This window comes from Cupriavidus sp. HE11, from assembly GCF_056097175.1.
This window is the reverse complement of the sequence record NZ_CP184466.1, coordinates 549,012-561,391: the sequence shown is the minus strand read 5'-3', so window position 1 is coordinate 561,391 and position 12,380 is coordinate 549,012. Positions and strand designations below refer to the sequence as shown.

Genomic DNA, 12,380 nt, shown 5'->3' with positions numbered 1-12,380 from the left:
CCCATTCACGTCCAGCGCGCAGTAGCCTTGCTGCAGGAGGCCTACAAGGATCACCGGCGTGCGATCGGAAATGGCACGTCTCTGCGGGTGGCCGTCCGGACACTTGCAGGTATCTTACTGGGCGACATCGCCTATGCTGGAGGCACGGAGGATCGCACGCTCGGGGATGAGAACTGCTCGGGCTATGGCATCCAGCGCGGTCGAGCACACGTCAGTTCGCGGCGCGCGGCTCGGCCACGGACGATCTGCTGGCGTGTCTCACGGATGCGACGCCAAGCCACGGCCGTTTGCCTGCCTCAGGCGCCTTTGGATACACTCAATCTGGAGCCGGGCCCAAGACCGTCTAGATTCGCTCTGCCCGACGCCCCGGCGCCGGGCCTTTCTGGCGAGGAGTCGCCATCCACCAACATGCGTCATGAAAATAGTGCTCGAAGCGCCGACCGGCGAGGGCAATAGCGACGACCCAGAAATGGTACTGGGGCAACTGGAAAAGCATCGATAGACTCGTGACACACGGAAACAAGCGTTCAGTGCGAGCCTACGGGCGGGTTGCGGGCGTAGTTGAAGGGCTGCAAAATTGGCACGTTATAGACATTGACCCCTATGACATTCCCGATGCCCGCGCACAATTCGTGTGCGGGTTTTTTTGTCCCTGCAATAGCCAAAGCCACCAAAGCCCTCCCAAGCCGACCTTGTGGTTTCAAACTCGTGCGTTGTCTCCACGTGGTCGGTAACCTCGCGCAATGTGGAAAACGCACATCGACGTTCCAGCGTGGTGCCACCAGGCGTTGCTGGGTGTCCTTGCGAGGTCGTGGAAGTTCACAAAAACTCTGCATTCAATGCGAGGGCCCGTACCGTACTTTGAGAGGCTTAACGAGTAACTCGCGTGTCAACAGGTACGAAACCTGTTCGCCCTCCGTGGTCCCGAACGTTTGTCGCAATAGGGTCGGCATCTGGCGGATCTCAGCACGCCACTTGAGGATTTGCGGTGCGTTCGCAAAATCTCTGCGCTCGCTTCCTTGCGCTGGAATATGGGGATCCGGGTGCAAGTCGACTCTCGCGAGGGCGTTACCTGAGGCCGGGAGACTATTGCAGGACGCTGATTTTTATCTTGTCGAGCAATACATCGACCTCGAAAAACTCGTGTAACACCTCGTTCTCGACGTCGACGAGGTACGCGCCATCTGCCAACTGTCGGCATGACCGCATGAGTCCAAGCCGTTTCAGGCTAACCAACGCGAGCTTTAGCTCCTTTACCTCGCGTGACGTCGCTTCGAGCACAAGTTTCATAGTTTCGTCCGTTCTCGTCTTAGCGCGTTTTCGCAGGAAACATCCCGATCGGGTTGGGTCTTTCAGACCAGAGGCTGTCGCGGGCAGATTACCCCCCCGATGGCAGGGTGCACATGAGCGGGTCACCCTGACACCCCTGGCGCGCGTGGCACTGGATCGTTATCTGCAGGAGCGGGGCCTGCCCGTTACCCATGCCCGCTGGGAGCCGGCCACGCCTGTGATCGGCAGCCTGGACGGCACAACTGCAGGCATCAGGCCGCTACGGCTGTGGGAGGTCATGCGCCGGTTCTTCGCCCTCGCGGCCGATGTCATTGGGGATGACCATCCGGCCCTGGCCGAAAAGCTTCGGCGAGCTACGCCCCACTGGATGCGGCACACTCACGCGACCCACGCGCTAGCCAAGGGGGTCGAACTGAGCGCTGTGCGCGACAACCTGCGCCACGCCTCAATTTCGACCACCTCGATCTACCTGCACACCGACGACGTCAAGCGGGCGCGGCAGTTCGGACAGGCGTTCATGGCTTGAGTAAACCTTATTCCATCACAGAATAAGGCGAGACGAAGTCATAACCTGAACGCTTATGATAGCGGATTGGCGTATCTTGGCCAGACCCCTAGTCAACGCAAAGTTCCAGCAACTCCAATGTCCCAGCGGGGATGACTGGAGCATCGAGCACGTGGCGCGTGACCAAACGATTGGTGAACGCGGCGAGCACGTCCAGCCCATCATCGTCTCGCTTCTGCAAGAAGGCCGCGAGAAACTCCGCCTTGACAACTTCCAGACCGAAACACGGCGCCGTGCGAGCCAACAGGTCACCCAGCGCGTCATTCCAACCGATCAGACCGGTGGTGCGAGCACGCCGCCGATCCGCCCGCCCCGACGGGTTCATGCGAAATGCCGTCCATTCGACCAGGCCCCCAATAAGCGCGAGTGCAAGCGGCGCTGCCTCATCGAATGAGCACCACTTTTCAACCGGAAAATTCTTGAGGTGTTTCTCCGCATGCTGCGGATCAAACAGCGGATCCGGATCGGTCCATCCGTCATCATCGCCACGGCCGGTGGAAGGCGCTTGTCTATGAGCCCCCGCTTTCACCGGAGACGATTCAGCGTGGGGAGGCAGCAGGGGTGTACTTGCTCCAGAGCAGCTTCTTGGCGTGGGCGATGAAATCGTTGCAAGCCTTCGCCCTCGCCCCAGACAGGACGTTGACGGATGCGGTTGCGCTTGCTCGCCCCCTCGACCACCCGACGCTCTTTGTCGAGCGTCTGGATGTCGAAGATCATACGCCCCAAAGCATGGTTGCGGCCGTCGCTGCGTGTGTCATCTGCTTCGGTGATGACGCATCCGAGGACTACGAATGGGCGATGAGTGTATTGGCGCGGATTGAGGGGATGAAGGAGCCCGCTGGTTTTTTCTACGGCTCGAAGATCGCTTGGCATCCCATGCTGCGATTGATCGTCGCTTTGCTTCACTTGCGACGAACAGATCCGTCTGACCTCGAACCAGCGCGACGGTTAGTCGGGCTGACGGCTCACCCGCACCAAGAATCCGCAGACCTCGCCTTCTCTGCACTACTTGCCGACCCTGACGCCCATGTCTCATGGGCTGCGGCTCAACTGATACTGGAAAAGGCGTGCCGCCACCGTCTTGCCGTACATGGGGACGGCGAGCTGGACTTCCGCCGGGCAGAAGCGGCAACGAAAGCTGCGCTTGACCAAGCCCTCGCAAGACTCGAATCCGGGCAGTTCAACCCATTTGCTTCGCTGCCACCGGCTTGGGTTAAGGCAGCGCCGGATTCCGGCGAAGAGGAGGATGCTGCCATCAATGTACAGCGTCGCCGTGCCGGTAGCGTCCAAGGTGATTGACTCGAACGGGCTTCACTATGCAACCGTGAAAAAAGAAGTCGTCCTGCGACGTACGGAAAAAGGGCGCACCGAGATCGTCGTAAAGTTCCTGGAATCCACAAGGGATTTTCGTGTCTTGACAATTCAGGCCTTCAATGGCCAGACAGGCGCACCCCAGAAAACCCATTTTTCGTTTTCCGGCGACGAGATTCCCAAATTACTTGCGTTCTTTGAGAACATTGCGTCCGTCGAGTTTCCGAACCAGGATAGAGTCAACATCACGGACACTGATCTGAGGCGACTTATCTTATCCAAGGAACAAGCAGTAAGTTTGGTTCACGATAATCAGGACGTCTTCGCAGAGGTCATCCGCCAAGAAATTACGAAGGAAGATGTCGTCGCTCTCGGTTATCGCAAGCGGCAAGTTGCCACGTTTTCGAAGTTACTCAGCGAGCCGTCCTACTTCGAACAAGTGAAGGTGGCAAAAAACTTTAGGGGAGCCGAAGCTCTATGGCAGAGATTTTTCGAACGAAATCGATGGATCTTCGGCTACGGCCTCAGCTACTTTTTCGTATCAGGGTTCGACAATAGAAAGCTGGAGCAAGTCGTCCAGGGCCACGACTTGATCAACCGTGGAAAGCGGGCCGACGCCCTGATGAAGACGCGAGGCATCATTAGTTCGCTCTGCTTTGTAGAGATCAAAACGCATACGACAAAACTTGTCGATTCGACGCAATACCGCCCAGGGTGTTGGGCTCCATCGAAGGAGCTCTCGGGTGCGGTTGATCTGCATTACCACCCCGGCTAGCGCCGCTTTCGGTGATCCAAGTCGAGGCCGATTGGGGATCCGCCAGGAATTGGCGATACCGAGCAGCAGATCAGCTTCCTTTAGATAGCGTTTGCGTGCGTCTGTCGGGCTGTAGACATAATTGCCCAGCCATTGCGAAACCATTTCGAAGTTGGCCTCGCCTGAATCCGTCAGCGCATTGCGTCGCCGAGTTGGCCCCGAAGTCAGACCGCGTCTAGTCCACTTTCGTGCGGTCCGCAGCGAGCGGACATTCAACACCTAGACAAATGACAAAAAGGCATACACAAGAGGGCTAGTCAGTGGCACATCACAGAATGAACTGCACAAATGGACAATGTGCTGCCTGTAAGTCCTCTAACGTAAAGTTAGCGACCTCTGCCAAGGCAAGAGCCCAGACTTTTCAACAGTTTCAGGCCAATCTGGCGTACTTTCCGTTTTTGGGGGCACAACTCAAAGATGCCAAGACAAGATGGCGACGATGGAAAGTTGCCGACAAAAAATAGTGACGCTATCTACGCTCGAATTCCGAGTGTGGACGGCGGGAACCGCACCGGCGACGAATGCTAAGCACGGAGAAGCACGACTCCCAACGTTGGCGGCAAGAGAGGCGAAGCCTTGCTGCAAAAAAGGAAACTCACCTGCTGGTCCACTTAAGGCGGCACCTCGAGTTCGTGCGCGTAGGCGGGCACGTCAGGCGATGGCCCGCCGCAATCTCGGTCTAGTTCGATGACGTGGTACGACCCAGTCGCGAAGCGCTACAGATCGCAGAGGCCAGCGCGGTGCCCCCATCGGAGGTATGCATCGGGATGCCGATTTTTGCACGAATGCTGCCATCGACGTGCTGGACCGGTGTCACGCGCTGCGCGAAGCAATGTGGCCGCAATAGCCTGCCGGGAGCCGACCGTGACTGTCTCCCAGCGACTGTTCGAAGAACGATTAGTCTTGAAGCTCCAATTTTTCGAGCACGTGCTTAGCCAAATCCTTGTTTCTGCCTCGTCCGTCGAGGAGGTCTAGATAGAAGATGAACGGGCTTGCGAAATTCTCATGGTAGTCCCGGCAAGAATCGCGGAACAGCAAGCTGGTGCCGTCGCGTTCGACAATGGTAACGTTCGCACCCTTATCGGCCGGTGTAAGGCCAATCTTGCGTGCAAGCTCTTCGGTGCGTCCCAATGGAACGATGATCTCCGCGGAATCCACCCTTGTAAGCAAGGGAGCGTAGATGTTTGCTGCGACAGCACCGGTGAATGCCCATTCGAACGAGACACCGGCCTTTTCAATCTGGTACGTGAGGTGATCAGGTAGCAAATTGGGCGGCTCACAGAACGCGTACCAGCGGGTTCGCTTTTCCTTGCGCTTCGTCCATTCCATTTCCCATGCCTCGAGGAGTTGCTTTGGTTTCGTAAGCCGGCGCCGAAGCGTACGGCCAGTGCCACTTGACTCGCACCACTCGCGACGCTCAAGTTCCTGAAGCGCTAGGGAGCAGGTATAGGACGACGTCCCGGACATCTCAGCGAGTTGGGTGCCGGTCGTCCACTTGTTCCGATTGACTAAAAGGGCGTGCACGACCATCTCCCTGGATTCGGTAAACAGCGACGTGACTTCCTTCTTTACTGACGGTAGGTCTGGCCGCTCAATGTTGACTAGCCAGTTGCGCCAACCGAAACGCAGATTTCCGTTACGCTCGAAATAGCCGATTCCGTGATTGCGAAGCTGCCGTCTGGCCCCAGGGCTAAGTGCTTCGGCAGCGACCAGGAGGATCAAATCCAGCGGAAGCTTCGAAGCAAGTTTGCATTCAGAGAGTTTCCATAACGCGCCTTGTATATCGCGCGGATACGCAAACCGCAGTGTTACCACAGCGACCTCTACCAACTCGCCATCGATATCTACTTCAAGTACCAAATCCGCGTTTGGGCTACTCGTGGGTCTCGGGTTTATGCGAAGGATGCTGACCCGCTCGTCCGTGGCCTCAGACAAAGCTACGCCTAGTTCATTAGCAATCGCCGTCTCAAATGCGGCACGGGCCTTTGCCTTGGGCTTTCTATTGGTCTTGTCCATGGGACCTCTTCATAGGAAATTTTCGAGAATCCTGTTCCCCGCGGACGACTCATCATAAGACGGGCTTGGCACGATATCGGGCAGGTCACGCCCAGGGTCAGTCATAGCATGGGACCGCCGTCTGCAGATGTTCTGATTGCGCCAGGCCATGTGGAGACTCGAAAGTGCGTGTTTGTGATGCAGGCCTACCAGGCGTCCCCTTGATTCCCGTGCAGTTTACCGGGGTAGCCACCCCTAGCATCCACGCGGGTTTCCGGGCAGCGGCCCACAGGATAGTCATGTAAATCAATGGGTTACTGACTCATGATTTTGGCTACCGGAAGTTACGCATGAGGCATGTATGCGGCGTCTCATTGCGTCTCAGCCTTCTTGCCGCTAATCTCGGCGGTCCGTCTACCGCTCGGGAGAAAGCGCGATGGATCACTGGCAACTGGCGTATCTCGGCATGCGACAGATGCCGCGCGAGCTCAGCGAGTTCGAGCTCGCCACCTTCTTCACTTTCTCCCCCAAGGAACGCGCCCTGATCGACGCGCGGCGCAGTCACCTGTATCGGCTCGCCTGTGCCGTCCATATCGGCTTTGTCCGTATGACGGGGCGCACCCTTGACGCCTCCAAGCAGGTGCCGAAATTTCTCTGGGCATATGTGGGCGCCCAACTCGGCATCACCCCGCCGGATATGGGCACACTGAGCGCCCTATATGACGGACGCACCGACACGCTGGTGGACCATCAGATGCTCGCCTATCAGGCCCTCGGTTTCAGCCCGATGGCAGAGCATCAGCGCCGCTACGTGACGCGTTGGCTCAAGGAGCGATTGGCGGGACAACCCAATCGCAGTAACATGCTGCACGAGCTGAAGCGGTGGCTGTACGAGCATCGTGTTCTGATTCCGCATGATCGTGCGCTGAAACGCCTCATCAGCCAGGCAGTGGAGATCTCGGAGGCGTCATTGACCGATGCGTTGGTGCTCGCCTATGGCGAGGCACCGCTTGATGCATGGAGTGCCATGCTACCTCGCCCGGAAGGCAATCAAGCAAGCCTGCAGCAATGGCTGTGGGCGGTTCCGTTGCGCAGTTCCACGCATCAAATGGGGGAACTGTTTGACAAGATCGAGCGACTGTACAAGTTGGGGATCCAACATCGCTGGCCGGCGGTCTGCAATGAGGCGGTGGTGAGGCACTATGCGCGTCGTTGCGCCAATCGACCGCCCTCGGTCAGCAAACGCGTGGTGCAACAATCCCGCCGCCTGGAGTCCGCTTGCTTCTTGCGCTATGCCTTGTGTGCTGCCACGGACCAGATGTCGTCCATGCTGCGCCACTGGATTCGCAAATCTGTCAATGACGCCGGCCGGCTCATTGACGTTGGCCGACCGGATCCAGACGTCAGGCTGCGAGAATTTGCTGTTGCCGTCAAAGGGCTCATCGCCGATGAAACGCTTACACGCGAAGCGCTCTGCCAACAATTGGATGCGCTGGCAGACGCCGCAACCAGCCAGCAGCATCTGCGAAGCCGTGCTGGCATGATCCGCGAGCAACTGCTGTTGCGGCATCGGCTTGCCAGAGCATTGCTGGCAAGGTTGGTCGGGTTGCCATTCGCCACGCAGTCCGCCCATCCAGCGGTAGAGGCGATGGAGATCTTACGCAATCTCTATGCGCGAAGGGCCGACTGGCTACCCCATCGGGTGACTGTGCGTTTCGGGCGAGCCTGGCAGCCAATACTGGAGGGACAGGACCGTAAGCGAGCGCTGGCCGCCTTCGAATGGGGAACGCTGTTTGCTCTGCGGGTTGCGCTACGAAATGGCTCAGTATTCCTCGATCACAGCTTTGCCTTCCGCAGCCAGGCAACCATGCTGATCTCCAGCCAGGATTGGCAGGCGCGGCGCAACCACTTCTATGGGCATCTCAAACTGCCGCAGGACGCAAGAACATTCTTAGAACCTGTGGTCGCGCACCTGGATGCAGGGCTCACTCGCCTGCGCGATGCGGCCGTGCGGGGCGAGTTGAAGATCGATAGTGCCATCCATGTCGATCCACTCAAGGCGAAGCGACCCGAGGCTTCGGTAGAGGCCCTGCGGCGTGCGCTGTTTGACCGGCATCCAGACGGACAATTGCCCGAGATCCTTCTGGAAATCGACAGCCACACCCATTTCAGTTGGCTATTGCTGGGCAGAGAGCCATATTCCCGCGGGGAGTTGCTCATGGTCTACGCCGCAGTGCTTGCCCATGGGACCTCGATGTCTGCCGCGGACATTGCCCGCATGGTGCCGGAACTGTCATCAAGCGCGATTCGCCAGATGATGCAACGTATCGCGGACGAGCGGAAACTGCGAAAGGCTGCTGATGCGGTGCTTGCCTTCATGCATCAACATCCCATTGCCCGGCATTGGGGGCGCGTCGAGTTGGCGTCATCAGACATGATGTCCCTGGAGACGACGCGCTCGGTCTGGCAAGCGCGGGCTGACCCGCGTCGGCGCACCGCGTCGATTGGGATGTACACACACGTTCGCGACCGGTGGGGCATCTTCTACGACCAGCCGATCCTCCTGAATGAGAGACAAGCCGGCGCGGCCATCGAGGGCGTGATTCGCCAAAATGGCGGGGAAGACGTGACGCAGCTCGCCGTAGATACCCACGGCTACACCGACTTCGCCATGAGTCTGTCACGTCTGCTCGGCTTCGATCTCTGCCCGCGGCTTTCTCATCTGCGTGATCGCCGATTGCATGTCCCCAAAGGCTATGCAATTCCGCCAGAATTGGCCAAGGTAGCGGATGCGGATGTCCGTCTCGTGTTGATCGAACTTGCCTGGGACGAACTGGTTCGGATTGCGGCGTCGGTCCAGACCGGTCAATGCACGGCGGTGCAGGCATTGACACGTTTCGGCGCGGCGGCAAGGGGCCAACACGTGTATGAGGCGGGGGTGCACCTGGGAAGGCTATTCCGTACGATCTTCCTCGTCGATTATTTCACCAACACCGCGTTCCGCCAGGAGATGCAGCATGCCCTGAATCGCGGCGAAGCCGTGCATACCGTCCAGCGGGCCATCCACTACGGAAAAATCCCCCTGGAGTTGGCTCGGCACGACGCATCGCTGGCTGCCGTCTCGTCTTCGTTGACGCTGCTGACCAATGCCGTGATGGCCTGGAACACGCTGCACATGCAGCACGCTTTGGAGGCGATAGAGGCGATCGGTGGTGAATCCATGCGTGCCGAGGACCTGCGCCAGATCGCGCCGACTCGGCTGGAAGGCATCAACTTACGCGGCACTTTTGACTTCCCCATCGCGCGCTACGCTCACCGACTGCTGCCGAGCGCGACGAGTATGCAGAGCTCGCCGGCGACATGGCATACGGCATGATTCGCGCGCAGCCCCGCGATGGTGCGCAGCCACGGCGAGGAGATGGCAGCGTTGGCCGCACTGACTGCGCGTCTTGACGTCCAGCGCTACTGACGAACCATCTCACGCAACTCGGCGTCGTTGGCACGACAGTCTGAAATGCGCCAGATTTGGCACCCGCAGGACGGCAACCGGGAAGTTCGCAACCGCGCAAGACATTGATCTATAAGAGAAATCAAGGCCAGACCGCCAGATTTTGCGGGGAAAGTACGCAAGCAGCCAGGCATCGGCGAACTATCAATGGTCTGAGGTGCTCTGGACGGTGCGGCACAACCCAATCGCTCGATATGGCTAGCCTGCTTCTCAACGCCAATCGAAACTTGCAGATTAGGTGATTCCTGATCGCCGAAGGTTACGAGGACGTTTGGCAGTAGAGGCCAGTGGCGCTCTAACCGCTGTTCCTGGCCCGGTCTCGGCCCTCGGTCTACCTGGGCAGGGGCTTGCCGGCGTCAGAGGCGACTACCGACCCAACTCAGCCGCTGGAATTTATTGCCTGAGCGGCCGATAAGAAACTGATAGCAGCCTCCCGACATGCACCGAACAACGCCATCTTGGGTCGAACAGTTATCCACGTCTCCCGTCTTCCGCGTCGACCAATGAAGGGGGGCTTCGGTTCATAGGGGCCGAGAATAGGAGCCGACCCGCCTGTCCGCCCACACGCCATGCGGCCCGAGCGCTACCAGCCCATCGTTGCTCCCTGTTGTGTGGTGATCCCAGCTTGTCCGCGTGTAGTTGAGACGCATGTTGTGTGACGGCGAATCGCAGCTCAACATGGCGATGGCAGATCCTTATTTGCTGAAATGAGAAGTTTGATTTCTCGTTCTACGCCTTCAGCGCCTCGATGAGGGCGCGCAATCCAGCACTTTGATGCTTGCGACTCGGAAAGTATAGGAACAAGCCGTCTTCAACTGGACACCAGTCTTGCAGGCAACGCACGAGCCGACCGTCGTGCAGATACGATGCCGCGCGCTGTTCCCAGACGTAAGCAAGCCCGAGTCCGCGCGCGGCGGCGTCAATCATCAGTTCCTGGTTATCGAGCGTGAGCGGACCATCCACATCCACCGCGATCGATTCTCCATGCTTCTCGAATGTCCAATGAAGCATCGTGCCACTCGGGAAGGCGTAGCGAATGCAGACGTGTTCGTGCAACCCGTGGGGTGTCACCGGCATTGTTCGGCCCGCGAAGTACGCTGGCGCGCCGACGACGGCAAAGCGCAGATTGGAGCGAATTCGCACGGCAACCATATCTTGTGACAACCGCTCGCCAAATCGAATGCCCGCGTCGAAACCTTCTTCGACAATATCGACGCGCCTGTCCGTCGCGACAATCTCTAGCCGTAGGCCGGGATTAGTCTTCAACAGCGTCTCGACGGTCTCGCCGAGTACAAACGGCGCGAACGTATTGGGCACATTGAGCCTTACCGTGCCGAACGGCGTATCGCGCCAGGAATTGAGGGCATCCACGGCTGCTCCGATATCCGCGAAAGCTGGATCCAGCTTTGCGAATAGCATTTGCCCGGCGTCCGTCAGGGAGACGTTGCGTGTGGTTCGATGAAATAGGCGCACGCCTACCCGCAATTCGAGATTGCGTACGGCATGGCTGACGGCAGACGCCGATGTCCCTCGCTCGACCGCTGCCTTGCGGAAGCTCCGATGCGTGGCGACGGCGGCAAAAGCGGCAAGTTCAGCTAACTCGCTGTTCTCGATCATTGATGAATGTCATTCAGCACTGAATGAAGGATTGGGTATCTTATCCGATCAATGAATCGTGTTCACAATCCCAGTTCTTCTCACCCCGTATATAGCGAGTACACGCATGGGAGGTACATAGCATGGTTTGGATCGGACGCGAGCTGCGCTCCACGATTGAGAAAGACGGCAAGCTTGTGCTGTCGCTCGAAAGTATCGAAGTGGGAGCGCCCGGTGACAACGAACTTGTGGTGCGTGTGGAAGCCACACCCATCAATCCTAGTGACAGCGGGCTGTTGCTTGGCCCTGCGGATCTTTCGTGTATCAACGCGTCGGACGAGCATAGCGGGACGCGGTTGACGCTCACCGTGCCGCCCGCCCGGCTTGGCGCCGTGTCCGGCCGAATCGGGCAATCACTGTCCATCGGCAACGAAGGAGCGGGCACGGTTGTCGCAGCGGGAAAGAATGTTGTCAGGCTCATGGGTACGCGGGTCGGCATGTATGGCGGCGGCATGTACGCCGACTACCGCAGGATCGACATCCGCGACGTCATTCCTTTACCGGAGGGTGCCAGTGCTGTCGAGGGCGCATCAATGTTCATCAACCCTCTCACCGCCCTCGGCTTCATCGAGACCGCCCGTCGTGAGGGGCACAAGGCCATCGTTCACGCGCCGGCCGCATCTAATCTCGGGCAGATGTTGCAACGCATCTGCCTGGCTGATGGCATCCCGCTTGTCAATATCGTGCGCTCCGGCGAGCAGGCCGCGCTGATGCGGAGCATCGGTGCGACGCACGTGCTGAACAACAAGGACGAAGACTTCACCGCACGCCTGACTGATGCAGTAGCGGAAACAGGCGCCACCATCGCGTTCGATGCGATTGGTGGTGGAGCGCTCGGCGTCGATATTCTGCGCGCTATGGAACGTGCCGCCGGAAGCAAGCACGGCACTTACAACCGATATGGCTCGGATGTCTTCAAGCAACTCTATGTGTACGGCAGTCTCGACAACGCCCCGACCTTGCTCGATCGGGCCGGGCTTGGCTACGCGTGGGGCGTATCTGCGTGGCTGATCTTCCATTACTTGCGCAGGGCAAGCCCCGAGACAATGCCGCGGCTTCGGCAGCGTGTGGCGGACGAACTGACCACCACCTTTGCCAGCAACTACACGCGAACCATCGGTCTGGCCGAGGTGCTGCAGCCCGACGTACTGCGCGCATTCGATCGCAAGGCGACAGGCGAAAAATTTCTGATCGATCCCAGCCGGGGTTGATTTCTTGGTGCTTGCGCCAGTCGCATTCCC

Annotated in this window: 8 protein-coding genes and 1 pseudogene; 5 read left to right on the top strand and 4 right to left on the bottom strand. The window is 58.7% G+C overall.

From position 1 onward, the window contains the following. Window positions 1–1,086 precede the first annotated feature (1,086 nt). Entirely contained in the window at window positions 1,087–1,290 is a 204-nt protein-coding gene (locus ACOABP_RS30475) for a hypothetical protein (RefSeq protein ID WP_474231402.1), read from the bottom strand. 121 nt (window positions 1,291–1,411) lie between these two features. Here ACOABP_RS30475 and ACOABP_RS30470 point away from each other — a divergent pair. Next, window positions 1,412–1,816: pseudogene (locus ACOABP_RS30470) on the top strand (tyrosine-type recombinase/integrase); the annotation flags it as partial. An 88-nt stretch (window positions 1,817–1,904) separates the two neighbouring features. On the opposite strand, the gene ACOABP_RS30465 reads toward ACOABP_RS30470, so the two are convergent. Continuing rightward, a complete protein-coding gene (locus tag ACOABP_RS30465) occupies window positions 1,905–2,384 on the bottom strand; it encodes a hypothetical protein (RefSeq protein ID WP_474230828.1) in 480 nt (159 codons plus the stop codon). 68 nt (window positions 2,385–2,452) lie between these two features. Between ACOABP_RS30465 and ACOABP_RS30460 the strand changes: the two genes are divergently transcribed. Beyond that, window positions 2,453–3,154, top strand: a complete 702-nt coding sequence (locus ACOABP_RS30460; RefSeq protein WP_474230827.1) for a hypothetical protein — start codon at window positions 2,453–2,455, stop codon at window positions 3,152–3,154. After that, entirely contained in the window at window positions 3,114–3,941 is an 828-nt protein-coding gene (locus ACOABP_RS30455) for a Shedu immune nuclease family protein (RefSeq protein WP_474230825.1), read from the top strand. Before ACOABP_RS30460 ends, ACOABP_RS30455 begins: the two co-directional genes overlap by 41 nt. A gap of 936 nt (window positions 3,942–4,877) precedes the next feature. Here the strand turns inward: ACOABP_RS30455 and ACOABP_RS30450 are convergent. Then, on the bottom strand, window positions 4,878–5,996 hold the full coding sequence (locus tag ACOABP_RS30450) for a type IV toxin-antitoxin system AbiEi family antitoxin (RefSeq protein WP_474230824.1): 1,119 nt from the start codon (window positions 5,994–5,996) through the stop codon (window positions 4,878–4,880). Between the two features lie 415 nt (window positions 5,997–6,411). Here ACOABP_RS30450 and ACOABP_RS30445 point away from each other — a divergent pair, with 415 nt between their 5' ends. Further along, window positions 6,412–9,351: a Tn3 family transposase gene (locus ACOABP_RS30445; RefSeq protein ID WP_474230823.1), complete on the top strand. Its 2,940-nt coding sequence runs from the start codon at window positions 6,412–6,414 to the stop codon at window positions 9,349–9,351. An 861-nt stretch (window positions 9,352–10,212) separates the two neighbouring features. Here ACOABP_RS30445 and ACOABP_RS30440 read toward each other — a convergent pair. Next, window positions 10,213–11,097, bottom strand: a complete 885-nt coding sequence (locus tag ACOABP_RS30440) for a LysR family transcriptional regulator (protein WP_474231368.1) — start codon at window positions 11,095–11,097, stop codon at window positions 10,213–10,215. A 125-nt stretch (window positions 11,098–11,222) separates the two neighbouring features. Between ACOABP_RS30440 and ACOABP_RS30435 the strand changes: the two genes are divergently transcribed. After that, on the top strand, window positions 11,223–12,350 hold the full coding sequence (locus ACOABP_RS30435) for an MDR/zinc-dependent alcohol dehydrogenase-like family protein (RefSeq protein ID WP_474230822.1): 1,128 nt from the start codon (window positions 11,223–11,225) through the stop codon (window positions 12,348–12,350). The last annotated feature ends 30 nt before the right edge of the window (window positions 12,351–12,380 follow it).

Excerpts from the sequence above, each read along its gene's own strand:
- ACOABP_RS30435 (WP_474230822.1), top strand. The coding sequence starts at position 11,223 with ATGGTTTGGATCGGACGCGAGCTGCGCTCCACGATTGAGAAAGACGGC.
- ACOABP_RS30455 (WP_474230825.1), top strand. The coding sequence starts at position 3,114 with ATGTACAGCGTCGCCGTGCCGGTAGCGTCCAAGGTGATTGACTCGAAC.
- ACOABP_RS30475 (WP_474231402.1), bottom strand. The coding sequence starts at position 1,290 with ATGAAACTTGTGCTCGAAGCGACGTCACGCGAGGTAAAGGAGCTAAAG.
- ACOABP_RS30460 (WP_474230827.1), top strand. The coding sequence starts at position 2,453 with ATGAAATCGTTGCAAGCCTTCGCCCTCGCCCCAGACAGGACGTTGACG.
- ACOABP_RS30445 (WP_474230823.1), top strand. The coding sequence starts at position 6,412 with ATGGATCACTGGCAACTGGCGTATCTCGGCATGCGACAGATGCCGCGC.
- ACOABP_RS30450 (WP_474230824.1), bottom strand. The coding sequence starts at position 5,996 with ATGGACAAGACCAATAGAAAGCCCAAGGCAAAGGCCCGTGCCGCATTT.